21 protein-coding genes and 1 pseudogene are annotated in these 21555 nt (G+C 66.5%); 9 read left to right on the plus strand and 13 right to left on the minus strand.

Annotated elements, in window-relative coordinates; translation table 11 throughout:
• Positions 1-75: 75 nt before the first annotated feature.
• A pseudogene (locus tag ACSE4D_RS11605) lies at positions 76-327 on the minus strand (DUF1707 SHOCT-like domain-containing protein); the annotation flags it as partial.
• On the opposite strand from ACSE4D_RS11605, the gene ACSE4D_RS11610 reads away from it, so the two are divergent.
• The 3 genes from ACSE4D_RS11610 (at position 305) to ACSE4D_RS11620 (ending at position 2205) form a co-directional block, all read left to right on the plus strand.
• Positions 305-1054, plus strand: coding sequence for a TSUP family transporter (locus tag ACSE4D_RS11610; RefSeq protein WP_436325984.1), 750 nt, complete (start codon positions 305-307; stop codon positions 1052-1054). The pseudogene ACSE4D_RS11605 and the gene ACSE4D_RS11610 overlap by 23 nt on opposite strands.
• A 102-nt stretch (positions 1055-1156) precedes the next feature.
• Positions 1157-1987 (plus strand): hypothetical protein, encoded by an 831-nt coding sequence (locus ACSE4D_RS11615; protein ID WP_436325985.1) that lies wholly within the window; start codon positions 1157-1159, stop codon positions 1985-1987.
• On the plus strand, positions 1987-2205 hold the full coding sequence (locus ACSE4D_RS11620) for an RNA-binding S4 domain-containing protein (protein WP_425119917.1): 219 nt from the start codon (positions 1987-1989) through the stop codon (positions 2203-2205). Before ACSE4D_RS11615 ends, ACSE4D_RS11620 begins: the two co-directional genes overlap by 1 nt.
• A gap of 267 nt (positions 2206-2472) precedes the next feature.
• Here ACSE4D_RS11620 and pspAB read toward each other — a convergent pair whose 3' ends face one another.
• The 10 genes from pspAB to ACSE4D_RS11670 form a co-directional block, all read right to left on the minus strand.
• Positions 2473-3072, minus strand: coding sequence for a PspA-associated protein PspAB (gene pspAB, locus ACSE4D_RS11625; RefSeq protein WP_135539143.1), 600 nt, complete (start codon positions 3070-3072; stop codon positions 2473-2475).
• A gap of 49 nt (positions 3073-3121) precedes the next feature.
• Positions 3122-4033, minus strand: a complete 912-nt coding sequence (gene htpX, locus ACSE4D_RS11630) for a zinc metalloprotease HtpX (RefSeq protein WP_135539141.1) — start codon at positions 4031-4033, stop codon at positions 3122-3124.
• Between the two features lie 87 nt (positions 4034-4120).
• Positions 4121-4405 (minus strand): PspA-associated protein PspAA, encoded by a 285-nt coding sequence (gene pspAA, locus ACSE4D_RS11635; protein ID WP_135539139.1) that lies wholly within the window; start codon positions 4403-4405, stop codon positions 4121-4123.
• On the minus strand, positions 4402-5148 hold the full coding sequence (locus ACSE4D_RS11640; RefSeq protein WP_426937107.1) for a PspA/IM30 family protein: 747 nt from the start codon (positions 5146-5148) through the stop codon (positions 4402-4404). The genes pspAA and ACSE4D_RS11640 overlap by 4 nt, the downstream gene beginning before the upstream one ends.
• A 247-nt stretch (positions 5149-5395) precedes the next feature.
• Complete coding sequence (locus tag ACSE4D_RS11645) at positions 5396-5683, minus strand: WXG100 family type VII secretion target (RefSeq protein ID WP_436325986.1); 288 nt, start codon at positions 5681-5683, stop codon at positions 5396-5398.
• A gap of 199 nt (positions 5684-5882) precedes the next feature.
• Positions 5883-7760, minus strand: coding sequence for a trypsin-like peptidase domain-containing protein (locus tag ACSE4D_RS11650; RefSeq protein ID WP_436325987.1), 1878 nt, complete (start codon positions 7758-7760; stop codon positions 5883-5885).
• Entirely contained in the window at positions 7757-9718 is a 1962-nt protein-coding gene (locus ACSE4D_RS11655) for an ATP-binding protein (protein WP_436325988.1), read from the minus strand. The genes ACSE4D_RS11650 and ACSE4D_RS11655 overlap by 4 nt, the downstream gene beginning before the upstream one ends.
• A 30-nt stretch (positions 9719-9748) precedes the next feature.
• Entirely contained in the window at positions 9749-10507 is a 759-nt protein-coding gene (locus ACSE4D_RS11660; RefSeq protein ID WP_135539130.1) for a response regulator transcription factor, read from the minus strand.
• A 210-nt stretch (positions 10508-10717) separates the two neighbouring features.
• Positions 10718-11407 (minus strand): hypothetical protein, encoded by a 690-nt coding sequence (locus ACSE4D_RS11665; protein ID WP_436325989.1) that lies wholly within the window; start codon positions 11405-11407, stop codon positions 10718-10720.
• A gap of 11 nt (positions 11408-11418) precedes the next feature.
• Entirely contained in the window at positions 11419-12009 is a 591-nt protein-coding gene (locus tag ACSE4D_RS11670) for a CGNR zinc finger domain-containing protein (protein WP_135539126.1), read from the minus strand.
• A 288-nt stretch (positions 12010-12297) separates the two neighbouring features.
• Here ACSE4D_RS11670 and ACSE4D_RS11675 point away from each other — a divergent pair, with 288 nt between their 5' ends.
• Positions 12298-13278, plus strand: a complete 981-nt coding sequence (locus ACSE4D_RS11675; protein WP_436325990.1) for an EamA family transporter — start codon at positions 12298-12300, stop codon at positions 13276-13278.
• Between the two features lie 108 nt (positions 13279-13386).
• Here ACSE4D_RS11675 and ACSE4D_RS11680 read toward each other — a convergent pair whose 3' ends face one another.
• Together ACSE4D_RS11680 and ACSE4D_RS11685 are read right to left on the minus strand one after the other, a co-directional pair.
• Positions 13387-15021, minus strand: a complete 1635-nt coding sequence (locus tag ACSE4D_RS11680; protein WP_135539122.1) for a DNA repair helicase XPB — start codon at positions 15019-15021, stop codon at positions 13387-13389.
• 135 nt (positions 15022-15156) lie between these two features.
• The gene (locus ACSE4D_RS11685) at positions 15157-17286 is read right to left on the minus strand and encodes a helicase-associated domain-containing protein (protein ID WP_436325991.1); all 2130 of its coding nucleotides are present in this window, start codon (positions 17284-17286) and stop codon (positions 15157-15159) included.
• An 84-nt stretch (positions 17287-17370) separates the two neighbouring features.
• Here ACSE4D_RS11685 and ACSE4D_RS11690 point away from each other — a divergent pair, with 84 nt between their 5' ends.
• From ACSE4D_RS11690 to ACSE4D_RS11710, 5 genes are all read left to right on the plus strand, one after another.
• Positions 17371-17601, plus strand: a complete 231-nt coding sequence (locus tag ACSE4D_RS11690; RefSeq protein WP_135539121.1) for a hypothetical protein — start codon at positions 17371-17373, stop codon at positions 17599-17601.
• A 568-nt stretch (positions 17602-18169) separates the two neighbouring features.
• Positions 18170-18550 (plus strand): cold-shock protein, encoded by a 381-nt coding sequence (locus ACSE4D_RS11695; RefSeq protein ID WP_135539119.1) that lies wholly within the window; start codon positions 18170-18172, stop codon positions 18548-18550.
• Positions 18550-19470: a DUF3027 domain-containing protein gene (locus ACSE4D_RS11700; protein ID WP_425120224.1), complete on the plus strand. Its 921-nt coding sequence runs from the start codon at positions 18550-18552 to the stop codon at positions 19468-19470. The genes ACSE4D_RS11695 and ACSE4D_RS11700 overlap by 1 nt, the downstream gene beginning before the upstream one ends.
• Before the next feature lie 8 nt (positions 19471-19478).
• Complete coding sequence (locus ACSE4D_RS11705) at positions 19479-20738, plus strand: MFS transporter (RefSeq protein ID WP_425120223.1); 1260 nt, start codon at positions 19479-19481, stop codon at positions 20736-20738.
• Between the two features lie 141 nt (positions 20739-20879).
• Positions 20880-21377, plus strand: a complete 498-nt coding sequence (locus ACSE4D_RS11710) for a DUF456 domain-containing protein (RefSeq protein WP_135539113.1) — start codon at positions 20880-20882, stop codon at positions 21375-21377.
• Positions 21378-21555 lie beyond the last annotated feature (178 nt).

Raw genomic sequence — 21555 nt, forward strand, 5'->3', positions numbered from 1 at the left:
AGGGTCGGTGAGGACGAGGTCCTCGATCAGCGCGGGAACTTCACCGAGCGTTTTGATCTTCGCAGCCGCCTCGGTGCGTTCATCGAATTCCTCGACATCGAGCTGACCGAGGGCATAACCCTCCGAGAGGACATCACTGACGACCGCGCGATCGGCATCGGAGGCCCGGACCTGCCCATACGATCGCGGATCTGCGCTGAACCGCGACCAGAGGGGACTGGCATTCATGGTGAATACTCTAACCCCGCGATCAGCGGTGAGACTGAGGATCAGCCGGGAATCGGGCTGGACTAGACTCGACCGAGTGGAACCCGTGGTCGTGCTCATCCTCTTCGCAGTCTTCCTCGGTGCCCTGTCCCAACGTGTCACCGGGATGGGGTTCGGCCTGGTCAGCGGCCCGTTTCTCGTTCTTCTCCTCGATCCGTTCAGCGGGATCATCCTCGTCAACATCTGCGGGATCGTCGCCGCGTTCTCGGTCTTCACCCGGACCTTCGCCGAGGTGGATTGGCCGTCCTTCCGCCACCTGGCCCTGGGCGCGGTGATCGGAACGATCCCCGGGGCGCTCATCGCCTCGGTCCTGCCCACCCCACCGCTGCAGATCCTCATCGGTCTGCTCATCATCGTCTCCCTCATCAGCTCTCTGACTCTGGGGAGGTTCGGGCGCCGGATTCCCGCGAACATCGGCACCCGCATGGGAGCCGGCCTGCTCTCGGGTGCGATGTCGGCGGCTGCCGGAGCCGGGGGACCGGCAGTCAGCGCCTATGCGGTGCTGACGAAATGGGAGCAGCGGTCCTTCGCGGCGACCCTGCAGCCGTTCCTCGTCGTGGGAACCGCCTCGGCGGTGGTGATGAAGGTGATCGTCCACGGTGGGGTGTGGCCGCACCTGGAGCCGTTCACCTGGATCGCATTGGGGGTCGTGCTCGTGGCAGGACTGGTCGGCGGCGATCGGCTCGCCCGGCACATCGACGTGTCGATCGCACGGATCGGCATGCTCGTGTTGGCTTTCGGCGGGGGAGTCGCCGCCCTGGTCAAAGGTGTGTTCGCGCTGGTCTGAGCGCGGTTCGGGACTGAGTGGATGTCAGGCCCAGGCTCAGACGCCTGTCAGATTAGTCAGGCATACTGTTCGAGGACATAGACAGCCGGGGAGGCATAGATCGTGAGTACGGTATTCCTATTGCTGCTCGTGGTTCTCGGGGCAGTATTCTTCGTCGGCCACCGTAAGGAGAAGCAGCGTCAGCGGGAACTGCACGCCGCCGAACTTCAGCAGGTGAAGAAGACCGCCGAAGAGGACGTCACCTCGTTCGGGGAAGAGGTCGCAGAACTCGATCTCATCACCGCGGGAGTCGACCTCGACACGGGTGGGGCACAGGACTACAAGCAGGCGCTGGATTCCTACGACATCGCCAAGGAGACTCTCGCGAAGGTCGACGAGCCCACCGATATCCGGCACGTCACCGAGGCGCTCGAGGACGGCCGCTATGCCGCGAAGTGCGTGCGTGCCCGGGTCGAAGGCGAACCCCTTCCCGTGCGTCGACCGCCCTGCTTCTTCAATCCGCAGCACGGACCCTCGGTCGAGGACATCGACTGGGCTCCGGCCGGAGGCCAGCTGCGCCCCGTGCCCGTGTGCGCCGCAGACGCCGAACGCGTGGCTGTCGGTGCCGAACCGATGGTGCGCAAGGTCGTCACCGGTGACGGACACACCCGCCGCGCCTATTGGGAGGCCGGTCCGGCCTATGCCGAATACAACCGCGGCTACTTCAACTCCTATGCCGGTTCCGGTCTGCTGCCGGGCGTTCTCATGGGCGCCATGCTCTTCGGCGGAATGGGCGGCGGCTGGGACGGTGCCTACGGAGGAGACATGGGCGACGCCGGAGGAGACATGGGCGGCGGTGACGGCGGTGGCTTCTTCGGAGGCGACGGCGGTGACGGCGGCGGCCTGTTCGGCGGCGACGGCGGCGGCTTCGACTTCGGAGGATTCGACTTCTGATGGATACGATCGACATCCGCGGCGAGTCCATCAAGCTCGGTCAGCTGCTCAAACTCCACGGCGTGGCCGAACACGGTGCCATGGCCAAGGACATGATCGCCGACGGTGAGGTCACCGTCAACGGTGAGGTCGAGACCCGCCGCGGTGCGACGATCCGCCCCGGCGATCGCGTCGAAGCTCTCGGCGAAGTCATCGAGATCAGTGCCGAACAGGACTGACGAACTCGCCTGACGGGCCGGACGAACCTGCCTGACGAGCGGACAGCCGGACCCGACGAACCGGTTTGACGAGCAGACAGCCGGACCCGACGAACCTGTCTGGAAGACTAGTTTCTCATGTGAATGGAGGGCGTCCCCGCGGGGACGCCCTCCAACTGTCTGTCCTTAGGGACCCTGCGCTCGGACGGGACCCTGCCTTCGGACTGGACCCAGCGCTCGGACGGGACCCTGCCTTCGGACTGGGACTGCCTACTGCAGCTGAAATGCCTACTGCAGCTCGGGAGCGCCTGGAGTGTCGTTCATACCCGGGGCGTCCCACAGCGCCGACCAGTTCGACGTATCCTCTTCGAAGGGCAGCTCGCCGGAGAGGACCCCCTTGACCTGGATCTCCAAGGGGTTGTCCCGCTGCTTCGGCCCCAACTGCACGAAGGGGTAGAAGGTGCCGCGCTTGTACTGGTAGACCAGTGCCATCCGGCGTCCGTCGGGGTGGACGAAGTACGCGGTGGTGCACAGCAGCATCGTGTCGAAGCCCTGGCTGACCAGCGCCGAGTTCACGGCGTGGATGTTCGTCACGAGGTTGACCACCTCGGCGTTCTCATCTGACACGACCTGCCAGGTGAACCCATAGCCGTCGTTCTCCTGTCGCACCGAGGCGGCCGGGTCGGAACCGATGAGGGCGACGCTTTCGGACTCCGCCGACTGGAACGCGGCTCCTTCGACCTGACGGAAGGCAACAGCGCCGACTCCGGTCGGGGTGAAGCCGGTGGCCGCTTGCAGGGTCAGCGCGGCAGGCGGCAGTGCGAAGAGGTCGTCGAGGTTGGCGCGCTTCGGTTTGGTGCGGCCGAGCAGTGCGTCGAAGAAGCCCATGGAACTCCTAGTTCGGGGGTGGTGTGGTCGCGAGTGGTGCGGTGGAGGGTCACTCAGGGCGGGAGAGCTGCGCGGAGATCTTCGACAGCTGTTCCAGACGCTTTTCGAGTGACGGGTGGGTGGAGAAGAGCTGACCGAACGCGGCCTTGCCGCTGATGGCCGGAATGAGCGCCAAGTGGTTCGCCGAGGCGGAAGAGCGCAGGTCCTTCTCCGGGATCTTGCTCATGTCTCCGCTGAGCTTCGTCAGCGCCGAGGCCAGCGTCGAGGGGGCGCCGGTGAGGATGGCTGCGGCGCGGTCGGCGGCAAGCTCGCGGTAGCGTGAGAGGCTGCGGATGAGGACGAAGGACAGACCGTAGACAACGGCACCGACGAGGATGAACAGCAGTTGGATGGGAACGCCGTTGCTGTTGTTGTTCGAGCGCCCGAAGCTCATGTAGTACCCGGCGCGCATCATCAGAGCGGCGACGACTCCGGTGACTCCGGCAACCGTCATCACTGTGACGTCGCGGTGAGCGACGTGGGAGAGCTCATGGGCCAACACGACTTCGACCTCTTCGCGGTTGAGCTTCTCCAACAGGCCGCGGGTGACGCACACGACCGAGCGCTCCGGTGAGCGGCCGGTGGCGAAGGCGTTGGGGATGGCCGAGTTCGACACCGCCACTCGCGGTTTGGTCGCGTCGGAGAGTTGGCAGAGCCGATCGACGAGCGTGTGCAGTTCGGGTGCCTCTTCGGGGCTGACCTCCTTGGCACCCATCGCTCTCATCGCGATCGAGTCGGAGAAGTACCACTGGAAGAAGAAGGCGCCGGCGCTGATGAGCACGGCGATGATGACGCCGGAGACGCTTCCGCCGAACATCCACCAGATGGCGAGGATGAGGATGACATAGATGAGCCCGTTGAGGAAGATCGTCCATCCCATCCGCATGGTCAATCCGTTGTCTTTGACGAAGCGACTCTTCATCGTAGTTCCTCTCTGGGTATGTCAGAACCGGCCCATCATCTCAATCGAAGACGATGGGCCGGGTGCATCGGTGGACGATTCTGCTGTTCAGGCCGGATCGGGGATGAAGCCCTCACCGGTGAGCAGCTCGGCGATCTCGGCCAGTGTGGCGTCGACGAAGGGGATGACGGCCTCGGACGAACCGAGGTAGTCATCGGCGACCGGCTGACCGTTGCCGGTCACGTAGTCGTGCAGGGCCGAAAGCGCGGTCCGAGCGGCCTGTTCATCACCGGCAGCCACGGCGGCTTCGACTTGGTTGTCGTACTTCTGGAGCAGGTCCTGGTCGACATTGTTGACGTCGTACTGACCCTCGCCCATGATGCGGATGATCATTGCTGCTCCTCACCCTCGAGCGACTTCTGCTCCTTCTCCGAACCGGCCGGCAGGGACTCGCGCATCCGCTGGAGCTCCACCTCGACATCGCTGTCGCTCGACAGCGCGTCGAGCTGAGAGGTGATGTCGTCCTTGGCCGTGCCCGTGACATCTTCGAGGGCGCCCGAGGCGAGCAGCTCATCGACGGCACCGGCGCGAGCCTGCAGCGAAGCGGTCTTGTCCTCGGCACGCTGGACGGCCATGCCGACGTCTCCGAGCTCCTCGGAGATGCCGGAGAAGGCCTCACCGATCTTCGACTGCGCCTCGGCGGCGTTGTAGGTCGCCTTGAGGGTCTCCTTCTTCGTCCGGAAGGCGTCGACCTTGGCCTGGAGGCGCTGGGAGGCGAGCGTGAGCTTCTGCTCCTCGCCCTGGAGTCCTTCGTGCTGGGACTGCAGATCGGTGATCTGCTGGGTGAGTCCGGACTTGCGGGTCAGTGCCTCGCGAGCGAGGTCCTCACGCCCGATCTCCATGGCCTTCTGGGCCTGACCGGAGAGCTTGTCCTGCTGCTGTTCGAGCTGGTTGATCTGAAGTTCGAGACGTTTGCGACTGGTCGCGACGTCGGCGACGCCGCGACGCACCTTCTGCAGCAGTTCGAGCTGCTTCTGGTACGAATAGTCAAGGGTTTCGTTGGGGTTCTCGGCCTTGTCCAGAGCCTTGTTGGCCTTGGCGCCGAAGATCGTCGCGATCCGTTGGAAGATGCTCATCCGTAGTCGACTCCTGCATTGGTTTGACCCGACGCTGCCGAGCCGATCCACTCCCATCCGGAGATTCTTGGCCAACACCGCCGCGAACTATCGCTCTCAGCCTACTAAGAAAGGCTGATAGTTTGCCAGATGCCGGCCACGAGTACAAGGAGACTTCGACCGCGTGATGGCAGGGATCTGCACCAGACGTGCGGTGGCCTCAGCTGCGGGAGCGCAGCCGCTTCTCACGCAGCGAAACAGTCGTTTCTCACGGAGCGAAGAGGCGCGAGTTCGCGGCTTCCACTTCGGAGTATTGGCGGGCCGCGGTGTTGAGGGCACCGTGGATGGAGTTCAGTGACTCCATCAGCTGCTTCTGCGCGGATTGCCACTGGTTGATCACGGCCTGGAAGTTCTGGGCGGCACTGCCGCGCCAGCATTCCTGAAGTGCCAGCAGGTTGCGCAGCATCGTGTCGGACTCGGAGACGAGGTTGCGGGAGGTGCCCGCGGTGGCGGTGGCGGCGGATTGGACGCGTTCGGCGTCGACTTCGAAGCTCATGATGACTCCTCATGGTCAGTGATTCCCCGCGGCGGTCGGCAGGGTTGAGGCCAGTGTCATCGCGCGGTCAACGGGCGCCAAGGGCACAGGGAGAGGGTGTGGACAGCCGTCGGCCGTCCACACCCTCGTCGTGGTCGAGTCGCGGCGCGATCCTCAGGTCCGTGTGCCCGAGTCGCGGCCCGTCTCGAACCGATCGCGACTACTTCAACACGAGCGTCACATCGAGCTTCTGCTCCTGACCGCCGCGCACCACGGTGACCTCGACGGGCGAGTTCACCGGCTGGGCGCGGACGAGCGCGCGCAGGGCGATGGCGTTGTTCGCTTTGGTTCCGGCCACCTCGACGATGTCGTCGCCGTCCTTGATGCCGGCCTTGGCCGCAGGTGATCCGCCCTGGACGGACTGCACCTTGGCGCTGCCGCGGGTGATGCCGCCGCTGTTGATGTGCCCGTCTGTCAGTGTGATGCCGAGGAACGGGTGCAGAGCCTTGCCGTTGGCGATGAGCTGGTCGGCGATCATCACCGACTGGTTGGCGGGGATCGCGAAGCCGATGCCGATGGATCCCGACTGCTGTCCTTCGCCGGCCTGGCTCAGTGATGCCGCGGCCGAGTTCACGCCGATGAACTCACCATCGCCGTTGACGAGCGGACCACCGGAGTTGCCCGGGTTGATCGCCGCATCCGTCTGGATGGCATTCGTGATCGTCAGCTCCTTCTCCTGCGAGGTCGCATCCTCACCGATGTTCTCCGTCGACACCGGCCGGTCGAGGGCGGAGACGATGCCCGTGGTCACCGTATCGGCGAGCCCGAGCGGGTTGCCCAGCGCCATCACCGGATCGCCGACGGACAGCTTCTTCGAATCACCGACGTCCAACGGTTTCACGCCGTCGGGGACCTGTTCGAGTTTGATGATGGCGATATCCGTCGATGGGTCGCGGCCGACGATCTTCGCCTTCGTCGTCTCACCGTTCTTCATCGTCACGGCGATCTCTCCGTCCGGGGTGTCCGCAGGAGCGACGACGTGGTTGTTCGTGATGACGTGGCCCTGATCGTCATAGAGGGCACCCGAACCCAGACCCTCCACCTGGCCGCCGGCACCGACCTGGATCGACATCACGCTCTCCGAAGTCTGCTCCGCCACCTGGGTCCAGTCCGGCGTTTCGATCGTCTGTTCGGCGACCTTGCGCGGCTCCTCGCCCTGCAGCGCCGAGAGCGCATAGTTGCCGCCGAACGCGGCACCGCCACCGAGGAGGGCGGCGATGGCCGCGATCGCGATCGTCGCACCCCAGCCGGGTCCTCTCTTCTCTCGCCGAGGCGGCTGCTCGGGCCCGTACGGCCCCGAGCCTCCCGGTCCACCGTAGAATCCCGGCTGACCGGAGGGGTTCATCGGCTGGGAGCCGACGCCTGTCTGCGGAGCTCCTGGGGCGGCGTAGGCCGGGGTCGTCTGCGCGGCCCCCGGTTCGTCGGGCTGCGGGGCTCCACCGTGCTGCGATCCGCTGTATTGAGAACCCCCGTACTGAGCACCCCCGTACTGAGCACCGTGGGGGTGGGGCTGCCCGCCGCCCTGCTCCTGATAGTTCGGATGCTGGGAATTCGGCTGCGGGGAGGACGCCGGCTGGGAGGAAGCCTGCTGATAGGTGCCGGACTGCGGATAGCCCGGCTGCTGAGTGCCGGGCTGCGGATAGCCGGGTTGCTGAGTGCCGGGCTGATGCCCGGGGGCGGGCCGCCGGTCGCCCTGACCGTAGGGCGTTGACTGCTGCTGGTAGGGCGAGTTCTGCTGCTGCGCGGAGCCCTGGTGTTGAGCGGGGCCGTACTGGGGGCCGGCGGGCGGCTGGGACGACGGGCCGCCTCGGCGAGAAGCGTCGTCCACAGGGTTCTGCGCCTGAGTGGGGGCGTAGTCGGGGCGACGTTCCGGCGGGGTCACCGGTGGGCTGACCCGGGCCGGTCCGGAGGACTGCGACGCGTTGGGAAAGGTGCGCGGAACCTCCGCAGACGATCCCCGGTGGCCGCCGGCGCTCGGCCCACGACGGCCCTCGGTGGATCCCTCATCCGGATTCTGGGGATTGCTGTTGTCGCTCATCGCTCGTCCTTTCGTGTGTCCGCATTGGGGCCGCCGGATTCGGAGATGGGCAGGTCGATGCGGAAGGTCGCACCGCCGCCCGGAGTTTCGTGCACGGAGATCGCGCCGTGATGGTTCTCGACGATCGCCTTGACGATCGACAGGCCCAGACCTGAACCGCCGGTGTCCCGGGTCCGGGAGACGTCGAGACGGTAGAAGCGTTCGAAGATCCGCGGCACCGCCTCGGGGTCGATGCCGTCTCCGTGGTCGCGGACCTCGAAGCGGACCCGGCCGTTGGGGAACCCGCGCAGCGAATCATCGACCGTGATCGAGCCGGCCGCCGTGACATCGGGCACGATGCCCGCCGGCTCCGACGCACCTGTCTGCGCCGTCGACGGTTCACCCGTCTGCGCGCCGGGCCGGTCTCCCGCCTGGGCACCGGACGGCGTTGTCGGTCGGGCGGCCTGCTGGGGTCCGGTCTGCGGGGCCGATTGCGGATCGGTCTGTGGGGTGGGTTGGGTGTCTGCTTGGTCGCTGCCGGTGGAGTCGCCTCGGCGGAAGATGCGGACCCCGCCGGTGACGAAACCGCGCTCACGCGGCTTCTCCTTTGCCCCGCTGCGACCGTTCTGGCCCTTGGCCGCGCCTTCTCGGATCTCTCCGCTGTCCGCACCGCCGGTATCGGTGGTCTCGGGGAGGCCGACGACGCCGACGGCGAACTCGATCGCGGCGTGCTCGGGGGTGTGGCGCACCGCGTTGCCGGCGAGATTGACGATGACCTGGCGGATCTTCGATTCGGAACCGCGAATCATCGGCACCGGACGCGCATCCTCACCATCGAGTCCGATGAAGCTGATGTCGCGATCCGGGGCCTGTGCGGCCGCATCGGCAGCGGCATCACGGACGACCTTGTGCAGGTCGATGGGACCGATCTCGGCGGGACGCTGCTCATCGAGACGGGCGAGCACGACGAGATCGTCGACGAGCACACCCATGCGCTTGGCCTCGGACTCCATCCGCTCCATCGCATTCGCGACGTCCTCGGACTTCGTGATCGCGCCCTGTCGGTACAGCTCCGCATAGCCGCGGATGGTCACCAGGGGAGTGCGCAGCTCGTGTGAGGCGTCGGAGACGAACTGGCGGATGCGCTTCTCCGACCGCGTCTGCCCGTCGAAGGAGTCCTCGATGCGTCCGAGCATCGTGTTCAGCGCCGCCGACAGGCGCCCGAGCTCCGTGTTGCGCGGATAGCTGGGCACCCGCTGCGAGAGATCACCGGCGGCGATCCGCGACGCGGTCTTCTCGATGTCGCGCAGCGGCCGGAACGTGTTGTTGATCGCCCAATAGCCGACGCCGGCGACCATCGCCAGAGCCAGCAGCCCGATGCCGATCATCGTGTTGCGGGCGCGTTCGTTGATGTTGTCGACCTCGCGGTCGAAGGGCACGGCGATGGACACGAGCACGTCGGTGTTCTTCACCTTCATCGCTCGAGCCCGCCACTGCGAACTCGTCCCGGCCACGGTGAAGGGCTCGCCGGCCCGGGCATAGACTTCCTTCTCGTCGATCTTCGGAAGGATCGGTTGATTCTGCGGCTCCGGGGCGACGGGATCGCGGATCGGATCGCCGTCCGTGTCGTAGAACTGCACATAGAAGCCGCCCGGCAGGAGGCTCTTGAGCTGATCCCAGGAATTCGAATCGATCGTCGTCGACGACGGCGCATCCTCGGCGCTGTCATCGCCCGAACCGGACTGGAGTTCGGCCGGCTGGAACACATCACGGTAGGCCTGCTTCGCCAGGGTCTCGGACGCGCTGATGAGACGTTCATCGGTGCGCTGGACGAGGCTGTCGCGCAGGTTCTCCAACACCCACGCGCTCGTCCCCGTGAGGACGAGCAGCATGAGCAGCATCATGATGGCCAGCAGCTTGGTGGTCAGAGACCATTCTTCCCAGAAGCCGGGACGGGTGGGACGGGATTCTTTTGCCACGTATGTAATCTATCGTCCTTGCTTGGACGACTACTTGGATTCCGGTGTGCGCAGCATGTAGCCGACCCCGCGCTTGGTCTGGATCATCGGAGTCCACTCCATCTCGACCGGGTGGCCGGCGGCGTCGGTCTCCGGGGTGATGTCGATCTTGCGACGCAGGTAGGAGATATAGGATTCGACGATTCCGGTGTCCCCGCCGAAGTCGTACTCCCACACATGGTCGAGGATCTGCGACTTCGACAGCACGCGGTTCGTGTTGAGCATGAGATAGCGCAGCAGCTTGAACTCGGTGGGGGAGAGGTCGATGAGGATGCCGGAACGGCGGACCTCATGTGTGTCGTCGTCGAGTTCGAGGTCGCCTGCCACGATGACGGCGTTCTCTTCGTCCTCGAGGTTGCGGGTGCGGCGGAGGACGGCGCGGATGCGGGCCACGACCTCTTCGAGGCTGAAGGGCTTCGTCACATAGTCGTCACCGCCGACGGTCAGACCGGTGATCTTGTCCGAGGTGTCGTCACGGGCGGTGAGGAACACGACGGGAGCGTTCATGCCGATCTGGCGCAGACGGCGGGTCACGGTGAAGCCGTCCATGTCCGGGAGCATGACGTCGAGGACGAGGAGGTCGACGTCGGTCTGCTCGGCCAGACGCAGTGCCTCGGCGCCGTTTGCGGCGGAGACGACGTCGAAGCCGGCGAAGCGGAGACTGGTCGACAGGAGTTCGCGGATATTGGGCTCATCATCGACAACGAGCAGGGTGGCTTCGATGTCGGCATCGTTCTGTGCTGTAGTCATGTGACCAGTCTGAGGGCCATTTCTGGGAGTGGGCTGGAGGTCTCCTGAACGTGAATGTGAAGCGCCTCACAGGAAAACTCTCAGAAAAGTCGATTTCGATCCCGATCGGAGCCATCGTTCTCAGGAATCATGGGGTGATTTCAGCGAAAAAGATGGCTGCGGTCAGCTCGAGGTCAGAAATCTTCGCCGCGGTCCGGAGGGAGTGCGACTCTATCTGGGAGAGCGCCTGGTCGGGATGCTGAAGCGCCGAACGCGGTGCGGGAAGCGGCGGTCGTACTGCACCTGACCCATGGTGCCGAGCATCGTCAGGCTCTGCTGGACGAGGTGTCGGGTGAACCTCGCGTGGCCGGACTCGTCGACGAACTGGACGGTCGCCAACTGCGCGGTCGCGCCTTGAGGGAGCGCGCCCCACCAGTGGTCGACCACGATGCCTTCGGTCAACGTGATGTTCGGATGAGTTGGGCTGTGCAGGACTGAGCGACGGGTGCCGCGAAACGCCAGCAGCGACAGAAGGCAGAGTGCGACGCCCGCGATGATGGAGGCGACCCACCACCCGGGTGGTGCCGACAGCGTGGCAGGGGTGAAGCAGAGGCCCAGTCCGGCGCCGAAGCCGATGGCCGCCAGCTGATAGCGGAAGAATCGTGCGAGGCTGCCCCCGGTGCGGAACCGACCGAGCGCGGCGCGGATGAGCACCTGCCCGATGAGGATGAACGCGAGCGTCGCCGCGAGAGTGATGCCGAAGAGGGGAAGGTTCGCGCTGAGCTTCTCGCCGGGGATGGTCAGCAGAACGGTCATTGGTGAGAGGGCGAAGCCGACCGCCATGCTCGTCGTGGCGATGATGCCGGCCAAGCCGCAGGCCAGTTTCCGGAGGCCGGTGATCGGCAGGGGCTGCAGTGACATGGCTGTGTGCCTCAGTCTGATTCGGTCTGCCGGGCGCGAAACGCTGCGACATGGGTGCGATTGGCGCAGTTGCCGGTGTCGCAGAAGCGCTTCGAGCGATTGCGGCTGAAGTCGGCCAGATAGGCGCGGCAGTCCTCGGCGGCGCAGCGGCCCAGCCGATCGAGGTCTCCGGAGCGGATGAGGTCGATGAGGACGAGGGCGACATCGGCGGCGACCCGGTCGGCGAGACTAGCCTGCGCGCCCGTGGCGTGCAGGTGCCAGTCCCAGTTGTCGTGTTTGACCAATTGCGGCACGGAACCCGAGTCGCTCAGTGTGAGATTGATCTCATCGACGACCGCCGAAGTCGCCGTTTCGACCGCGTCTTCGCCCTCCGCGTCGATGCTCGAGTCCAGTGCGGCGGCGAACCGCGCTCGCAGTCGCAGCGTCTCCTCGACGTCGCTCCTCGTGGCCGTCAGGGGCCCGGAGAAGTCGTGGCGAGCCGCGAATTCGCGGAGTTGTGCGGCTGTCGTCAGCTCGTCGCCGTCGACGGCGACGTCCCCGGAGGTGTTGAGGAGGTCGACGAGCATCGTGAGATTCGCGCGAATGTCGTAGATGAAGGCCATAGCGGGAACCATTCTGCCACACCATGTAAGCACCAAAATGCATTTGACTCATTTCAAATTCGGGGCCGATACTGAAACCACACGATCATCGGTGCCCGACAACGACGCGCACGGCCGGGCATCGCACGGGCACGGCGACGCCCACGTCGAGCCGCCTCGGCGAGCCGAGCATGCTCACGTCGAGCCGCCTCGGCGAGGGGATGCTCGTCCATCGCACCACCCCGGTGGGGAGTCCCGCCGTCCGAACCAACCGATCCACAAACGTTTCGTCCCTTCAGGAGGTCAAGAATGAGTCGCACCGTCGTCGTAGGGTTCCTGCTCACGCTTGCCTCCGCGTTCTTCTTCGCGGTGTCCGGGCCGATCGCAAAGACGATGTACGCGATCGGGTGGACCCCGGGCGCGGTCGTGCTCATCCGTTTGGCCGGCTCCGCGGTCCTGCTGCTCATCCCCAGCCTCATCGCCCTGCACGGACGGTGGGGCGAGGTGCTCACGCACTGGCGCACCGTCGTCACCTACGGTCTGGTGTCGATGGCCGGCGTGCAGGGGTTCTACTTCGTCGCCGTCGAGCACCTCACCGTGGCCGTGGCGCTGCTGCTTGAGATGACGGCTCCGATGCTCATCGTCTTCTGGATCTGGGCGCGGACGCGGACCCGTCCGGCGACCGTGACGTTCATCGGAGTCCTCGTCTCGATGGTCGGTCTGCTGCTGGTGCTCAACCTGCGCGGATCGTCGATCAGCATCATCGGCGCCGTCATGGCCATGGCCGCGGCTGTGTGTCTGGCCAGCTATTTCCTCGTCTCCGCGAAGGATACGATCACGATTCCGCCGGTCGCGCTGACCGGGCTGGGCATGGGCATCGGAGCCTTGGCGATGTCGCTCATCGTGGCCGTCGGCGTCATGCCGTGGGGCGCGGTGACCGGCGACGTGGACTTCGGTGGAGTGTCGATGTCGTGGGTCGTGCCGATGGCGATGATCGTCGTCTTCACCGTCGGGGCCTACATCACCGGAATCCTCGGTCTGCGCTATGTCGGCGCGACCGTCGGGTCGTTCGTCAACCTCGTCGAGGTGCCGTTCTCCGTCATCGTCGCCTGGCTTGTGCTCTTCGAGATGCCGGCGCCGATCCAGCTCTTCGGCGGTGTGTTCATCCTCGGCGGCGTCGGCTTCATCAAATGGGGCGAGGCCCGCTTGGCCCGCCGCGTCGCCCGCCGCCAGATCGTCGCGAAGTCCGAGGCAGGCACCGCAGCGGACACCGACCTACAGCACGTCTGAGACCCCACCAATTGCTACCCGACGACGGCCCAGCAACCTTGCGCGAGGTTGCTGGGCCGTCGTCAAGTAGTTCTGGGGTCGGAGGCGGGTCGGGTGCGCGTGCGTCGCTCAGCGGACCTCGATGCTGTAGCTGTAGCCCTGCTCGGTGAGGAAGCGGCGGCGCTGGGCGGCGAAGTGTTCGTCGACGGTGTCGGCGGCCACCACGGTGTAGAACGTCGCCGAACCCTGATCTTCCTTCGGGCGCAGGATCCGTCCGAGCCGCTGAGCCTCCTCCTGCCGTGAGCCGAAGGCTCCGGAGACCTGGATCGCCACCGAGGCGGCCGGCAGATCCACGGAGAAGTTCGCGACCTTCGACACCACGAGGACGGGGATGTCCCCGGACCGGAACTCGCGGAACAGCTCCTGGCGCTGGGACTCCGGGGTGTGCCCGGTGAGGACGGGCGCGCCGAGCTCGGCGCCGATCTCCTCGAGCTGATCAAGGTACTGGCCGATGACGAGGATCTGCGCACCGGGGTGGTCGGCGACGAGTTCGGACACGATCGGCAGCTTCGCGTCCGAGGTCGCGGCCAGCCGGTACCGGTCTTCGCCGTCGGCGCGGGCGTAGGCGGTGCGGGTTCCCCCGTCGAGACGCACACGCACCTCATGGCAGGCCGCCGAGGCGATGTAGCCCAGCCGTTCGAGTTCCTTCCACGGCACTTCGTACTGCTTGGGACCGATGAGGGAGAACACCTCATCCTCCCGACCGTCCTCGCGCACGAGGGTCGCGGTCAGGCCGAGACGACGGCGGGCCTGCAGGCTCGCGGTGAGTCGGAAGATCGGTGCCGGCAGCAGGTGCACCTCGTCGTAGATGACCAGCCCCCAGTCCTTCGCGTCGAGCAGCTCGAGGTGGAGGTAGGAGCCCTTCCGTCGCGTGGTGAGCACCTGGTAGGTGGCAATGGTGATCGGGCGGATCTCCTTCGTCGAACCCGAGTATTCGCCGACCTCGTCTTCGGTCAGCGTCGTCCGCCGCAGGATCTCATCCTTCCACTGCCTGGCCGAGACCGAGTTCGTCACGAGGATGAGCGTCGTCGTCTGCACCCGGGACATCGTGGCCACCCCGACGATCGTCTTACCCGCTCCGCACGGCAGTACGACGACGCCGGACTCACCGGACAGGGACTGGTCGATGGCCTGCTTCTGATAATCGCGCAGATGCCACTGCCCGCCGTGGGCGTCATCGGAGAGCGCGATCTCGTGGGCTTCGCCGTCGACGTAGCCGGCGTGGTCGGAGACCGGATGACCCAGTTGCAGCAGCGCATGCTTGAGCTCACCACGCTCCGAGGGGTGGACGAGGACAGACTCGTCATCGATGCGTTTGCCGAATTTTCCGACGAGATCGGGTTGGCCGTGCAGCTCGTCGAGCAGCCCCGTCTCCGTCGAGGTCAGCGTGAGCCCGTGGATCGGATGGTCGATGAGGGTGAGCACGCCGAAGCGGTCCATGATGTCGACGATATCGACGAGGAGCTCATGCGGGACCGGGTACTTTGCGAACTCGAGGAGCACGTCGACGACGGATTCCGCGTCGTGACCGCTGGCTCGGGCGTTCCACAGGCCCAGCGGGGTGATCGTATAGGTGTGGATGTATTCGGGGGTCCGTGACAGCTGCGCGAACGGGGCGATCGCCACGGCCGCCTCGACGGCGAGGGGGTGCCCCGATTCCAGCAGCACAGTCCGATCGGACTGCACGATCAGCGGACCATTCATTCAAACTCCCATTCCCGAAGTGCCATGACACCAGAGAGGACAACACGTCCCCCGCCCCGATTGTTCCCTCCCAGAACTACCCGACGGCGGCCCAGCAACCTCGCGCCAGGTTGCTGGGCCGCCGTCGGGTAGCAATTAGGGGGTGGTTGCGGGGGTGACGGAGACGATGCGGGCGATCGACAGGGACGCCTCGGCGCCCGTCGACGTCACCGTTCCGCGCACTCGCCCGGCGTTGAGCGTGGCCGGCAGCATCTCGATGCTGCGCTCGTGGCCCTGCGAATCCGCGATCCGGATGAGCACCCGCTTCTTCGCCTCGGCCGCCTCCCGCAGCAGATCCATGTGCCCCAGCGGTTCGTCGGTGCTCACCGACTCCGGCAGCCCCGCCGGGGCCGAACGCAGAATCCGCATGTATTCGCCGAGGTGGCCGTCCGTGACGCGCGGACGTCGCCGCACGCTCACCTCGGGCTCCGACTGAGTGATCACCCTCCGCTTGCGCACCGGTCCGGCCGCCGAATGCAGCAGCGCATGATGACCCCCGGCCTCGAGCAGGTGCATCGTCCGCTCCGGTCCGAGCTGAGAGATCGCGACCGTCGGGGCCAGCCGTTCGAGACCGGCCGGCAGCATCGTCTGATCGGAGACGATGACGTCGAGGTCGACCGGGTCATCGACGACGAGCACGGCGCGGGCACCCGCCACTCGGACCCGCCGCAGCTTCGAGGCGGTGTTCTTCACGAGGAAGTCCAAGGTCGACGGCAGCTCCTCGGCGCTGATCTCGGCGAGCTCGCTCAGCGCCTCCTCCGGGGTGAGCCCCGCCTGCATCGTGTCTTCGATCGTCTCGGCATCGATGCGGTACACCGTGCCCTGACCACGCGCCTCGACGACGGCGTACCTGCGCAGGATGTGGTGGACTCGGGGTTCGATCGGCCCCGTCGCCACCGCCGTGAGGTCGGACTGGATGAGCACCGTATCGACTTCCCGCCCGAGCCCCTCGGTGACCGCAGCGATGACGTCTCCGGGCACCTCGAGAGCCTCGACGGCGACGCCCAGCGGCGCGATCGAGGGATCCTGCTTCGCATGCTCGACCATCGCCCGTTCGAGCCCCGCGGCCAGGCGCAGACCGAATCGGCTCGGCCCGAAATGGTCGGGCTGCTGCAGGGGAGTCGTCGCCAGGCCCAGGTTCACACATGTGTGGAGCACCGCCTCGGTCATGGCGGACCCATGTGCCTGCAGCAGCGGGCGCCGACGCAGCACCTCCGCGTGGATCCACTGCGCCGACCGGGTCATGCCCAGACCGATGTCGTGGAGGACGGAGAGGACGGTCACGCGCAGCAGCGGCATCGCCGGCACGGACTGGGCGTAGCCCTTGAACAGCGCCTTCTTCGGAGTCGCGAGCACCGTGAGGCGTTCGTTCTCACTCGCCCCGGCCGCCAGCTGCGTGACGTCGAGGGACTCACGCAGCCACGCGGAGACCAGTCCCGCCCACAGTTCGGCCCGGTCGCCGGCGAGCACGGAGTCGGCATCGTCGGCGGCCGTCCACTGCGGGTCGAGCGCATCATCGAGGACCCCGATGAGGTGCAGCGACTTCGCGGCCAGCAGCAGCGTGATCGTCTGCTCGAGCCCCAGATCGAGGGTGCGGGCGAGCCGAGACACATCCCGTTTCGAGATTCCGCCGCTGGTCAGCCGGGAGATGGGGGCGGCGGCGAGCTCGTCGACGAGGCCGCGCAGGGACGAGATCACCTCGGCGACGGCGGCCTGCTCGCTGTTGTGGATGAGCGGCTGGCCGATCGCAGCCGTGCTCGCATCGATCGTGGCCGGGTCGATCTGCCACGGGTGGGCGCGGGCGGATTCCGCTGCCGAGGTCGGCAGCAGAGTGATCGCCTCGGACTGGATCTTCCAGACAGGGTGCCTCTCCAGCAGGGACGCGTCCCCGGCCGAAGCGCCGGCCTCAGTGGTCGGCCAGGCCAGGCCGAGGTCGCGCAGTCGGGGCAGAGCCGCCTCGGTGCGGACGGGGTCGAAGTGGGGATTGTCCGCGACCGGGATCTCCGGCGCCGTTCGGGCCGCCTTGGCCAGGGCAATGAAGACTTCGAGGGTCTCCGCGTCGAGGGCCTCGATGCCGCGGGAGACCCCGATGCGGGAGGATGCGGCCGCGGCCAGCGCAGGGATCGTCGGTGACTCGGGTTGGAGGAGGTCGCGTCGGGTCCGGACGAAGGACTCGAACTCGGCATCTGCACTGTGGGACAGCCACTGGCTGAAGGTCATTGACATCGCAGATCAGTCTATCGCGAGGGGTACAATGGAGGGCAGAACAGGAACTGGGCTGAGCCCACGGACCGTCAGGAAGGACGCGCATTGTCAGCCACTCGAGTCGACACGACCATAGTCGTCGCCGCGGTTGTCGCCGCAGCCGTCGGGGCGCTCGGCCTCATCGGTGTCCTCGGACAGGCGTGGATGGGGCTGACCCCGAGCTCGTTCCTCACATTCCTGCCCATGATCCTCGTGCCCATCGCCATCGCTCTGGCCTGTGTGGCCATGGTCCGAGCGGCGTACCGACGCAGACAGACCGAGGTGGGCCACAGCTGATTTCACCGCTCCTCCCCAAGCCGCAGACGAGGCGGGGTCGGGCATGAGCCGCGCACACGTCGACTGACCTGCCCGACCGGTCACCGCCCGGCAGGAATCGCCCAGCAGGGACCGGCCGGCCGGGAACCGCACAGAACGACGGAGACACCCTCGCAGCTCACCTGCGACTGCGGCGATCACATCGCCCGGCGCTCGCCAACACCCTGGCGAGGACGGTGCGGCCGAGGAATTCGACCGGGCAGTTCGGAACCGTGAACTCGGCTCCGAACCCCGCACCGGCCCGACACCCGCACAGCAGCAGACACCGCGGTTGACACCCTCGCCGAGGCGGCCGCCCCCACCCGTGGACCCGCCCGGTCCCGCACCCGCCACCGCGGCGGCATGTGAGGTCACCGATGCACACCGCCCCGCCGCACTTGCCACACCTGCCGCAGCCACTGCGGCACCGACTCATACTGACCAGCACCGCCCCATACCGACCAGACCAGTACCGACGAGAACAGACTCGCCCGCACCAGCCGGGACACCGCCCGTTGAGTCAAGCGGGCAGACGAGAAGAAAGGACATCATGCCTACCGGACGCGTGAAATGGTTCGACGCCGAAAAGGGCTTCGGCTTCGTCATCGCCGAGGACGGCTCCCAGGCCTTCCTCCACTCCTCCGTGCTTCCCGAGGGAGCCGAGGTCACGAAGGGCACTCGCCTCGAATACGACGTCGTCGAGTCCCGCCGCGGAGCACAGGTGCTCAAGGCCCGCCCGCTGAGCACTCCCGGCAAGGTTGCCAAGGCCCGCCGACGTCCGGCCGTGGACATGGCAGTTATGGTTGAAGATGTCATCAAAGTATTGGATGACCTCAACAACGGACTGCAGCACGGCCGTTACCCGGACCCGACGCACGGGAACAAGGTGGCCAGCCTGCTGCGGGCGATTGCCGACGATTTGGAGTCCTGATGTCATCACTGTTCAGTGATTGGCTGGCCCGGCAGACCGCCGCGCCCGCCGAAAGCGACGTCGAACAGGCCACCGCACAGGCGGCAGAGACGACCGCGGCCGCTGCCGCACCCGCCGCAGGTAAGGGAACGAACGCTGTGAAGACCGGCCGCGCCCGGTCGGGCCAGGAGAAGATCGTCCTCGACACCCAGCTGGCCGCGGCGATCGACATCGCCCGGTCCGCCATCACCGAGGTGGCCGGCAGTGCTGCCGTCGGCGAACACCTGGGAACCGTGGCCGAGGGCACCCGCTTGGTCACGCACTACTTCGTGTGCACCGAACCGACCTACCGCGGATGGCGGTGGGTGGCCGTGCTCGCCCGCGCCCCGCGCGCGAAGAAGGTCACGGTCTGCGAGACCGCGCTGCTGCCCGGGCCCGATGCCCTCACGGCCCCCGAATGGGTGCCGTGGGAAGAGCGCCTCGAGCCGGGAGACCTCAGCCCGCGGGACACCCTGCCCAAGCTCGACCAGGACCCGAACCTGCAGCCGGGCTTCCAACAGACCGAGGACAATTCGGCCGACAATGTCGACCAGATCGCGAACTTCGAGTTCGGCCTCGGCCGAGAGCGCGTCCTCTCCTCTGACGGGCTCTCCGCGGCGGCCAGCCGCTGGGCGGATTCGGACGCCGGACCCGAGGGCGAATTCGCCTCCCGCGCATCGGCGAACTGCGGCAGCTGCGGCTACCTCATGCCGATCGCCGGCTCGCTGCGCAAGTCCTTCGGCGTCTGCGCCAATGCGTGGTCGCCCTTCGACGGTCGCGTGGTCGGACTCGAATCCGGCTGCGGTGCCCACTCGGAGACCGATGTGCGCAGACCCAACCACGAGCCCGCGGCAGCCGTCGTCGACGACTACTCCGGCGAACTCGAGTTCCAGGAGGGCTGAACCACTCGATGTCCCAGACGTTCCGGTCGCTGTCGGAGCCGAACTACCGGCACTGGTTCGCCGGTGCCCTGATCTCCAACACCGGAACGTGGATGCAGCGCACGGCGCAGGACTGGATCGTCCTGACCATGCTCACCGACAACAACGCCTCGGCGCTGGGACTGACAATGGCTCTGCAGCTGGGCCCGCAGCTCATCATGTTCCCGTTCGCGGGCAACCTCGTCGACAAGTTCGACAAACGGCGTCTGCTCATGGTCACCCAAGCGCTGCTGGGCACCATCGGCCTCATTCTCTTCGCCCTCGTCATCACCGATGTCATCGTGCTCTGGCATGTCTACGTGCTCGCGTTCACCCTCGGCATGCTCACGACTCTGGACAACCCGGCCCGGCAGGCCTTCGTCTCCGAACTCGTCGGTGAGAAGCTGCTGCCGAACGCGGTGAGCCTGAACTCGGCCTCGTTCAACGGTGCCCGCATGATCGGCCCGGCCGTGGCCGGAGTGCTCACCGCCGTCATCGGTGCCGGCCCCGTGTTCCTCATCAGCGGCCTCGGATTCGCCGCAACACTCACGGTGCTCATCCGGCTCGACAAATCCCGGCTGCACCCCTCGGGGCGTCGCGGCAAGGGCGGTGTGCTCGGGGGACTGAAATATCTGCGTCGACGGCCGGACATCACGGTCGTGCTCGTCGTGCTGTTCATCATCGCGACCTTCGGATTCAACTTCAACATCTACACCGCGACCATGGCGAAGATCGAGTTCGGCAAGGACGCGTCCGGATTCGGTCTGCTCAACTCGGTGATGGCGATCGGTTCGGTCACCGGGGCGCTTGCCTCGGCGCGGCGGGAGAAACCCCGCCTGCGGTTCATCTTCGGTGCCGCCGGAGGTTTCGGCCTGGCCGTCGGAGTCGCCTCGCTGATGCCGAACTACTACCTGTTCGCCGCCTCGCTCGTGTTCGTCGGGTTCGCCTCACTGACGATGATGACCTCGGCCAACGCCTACGTGCAGACGACCACGGCCGCGAACTACCGGGGCCGGGTGATGGCGATCTACGCGGCGGTCGTCATGGGCGGCACCCCGATCGGCGCGCCCCTGGCCGGCTGGGTTGCGGACGTCTTCGGGCCGCGGATGGCGCTCGTCGTCGGAGCGGCCTCGGGGATCATCGCCTTCGCCGTGGGCCTGCTGTGGATGATCACGGCCAAGGACCTGCGACTCCATCGCGATCCGCAGTCGCGGATCCGCCTTCATGTCAGCTACCACGGCCGACCCTGAGGGACTCTCTGGGCGGGCACGGAGGTCCGTCGCATAGAATTTCGGGGACCACCTCGGCGCGGTTCGGGGACACCTCGGCACGGTCCGAGGGGCACCTCGGAACAGTCCGGGGACCACCTCGGCGCAGGAAACGGACGGTTTGTGAACACTGACATCATCACCTCGGTGCTGGTCGGCTTGGCGATCCTCGTCGGCTGCCTCGGCATCATCGTGCCCGTGCTGCCCGGCTCGATCCTCATCGGCATCGCGGTCCTCATCTGGGCGATCATCATCGGCGGGCCCACCGCCTGGATCATCTTCGCCATCGTCGCCGTCCTCGTCGCGGCGGGAATGAGCTCGTCGCTCGTTCTCACCGGCCGGAAGCTCAAGACCCTGCAGGTGCCGAATTCCTCGGTGCTGCTCGGCGGCGTGCTCGCGATCATCGGATTCTTCGTCATTCCCGTGCTCGGGCTGCCGATCGGTTTCGTCCTCGGTCTCTTCCTCGCCGAATACGGCCGGCTCAAGGACGCGAAGACCGCGTGGAATTCGAGCTGGGAATCGATCAAGGCGATCGGCCTCGGCGCGGGCATCGAGCTCGGGCTCGCACTGCTGGCCTCGATCACCTACGGCATCGGGCTGCTCATCCACTTCTTCGGCTGATGATGTCAGCCCGCGAGCTGGTGGGCTGCAGGGTTGCGAGCTCGAAGCGAATGCATCACCTACAGTCAGCGCCATAACGCCCCGGTGCAACGGGAGGTTATGGCGCTGACTGGAGGAATTGCGAGAAGTGCGTCGCCGGAACGCAGGGACGCAGGGACGCGAGGACGCGAGGGCACCG

Source organism: Brevibacterium sp. FAM 27836 (assembly GCF_051351055.1).
In the GTDB taxonomy this organism is placed as follows: domain Bacteria; phylum Actinomycetota; class Actinomycetes; order Actinomycetales; family Brevibacteriaceae; genus Brevibacterium.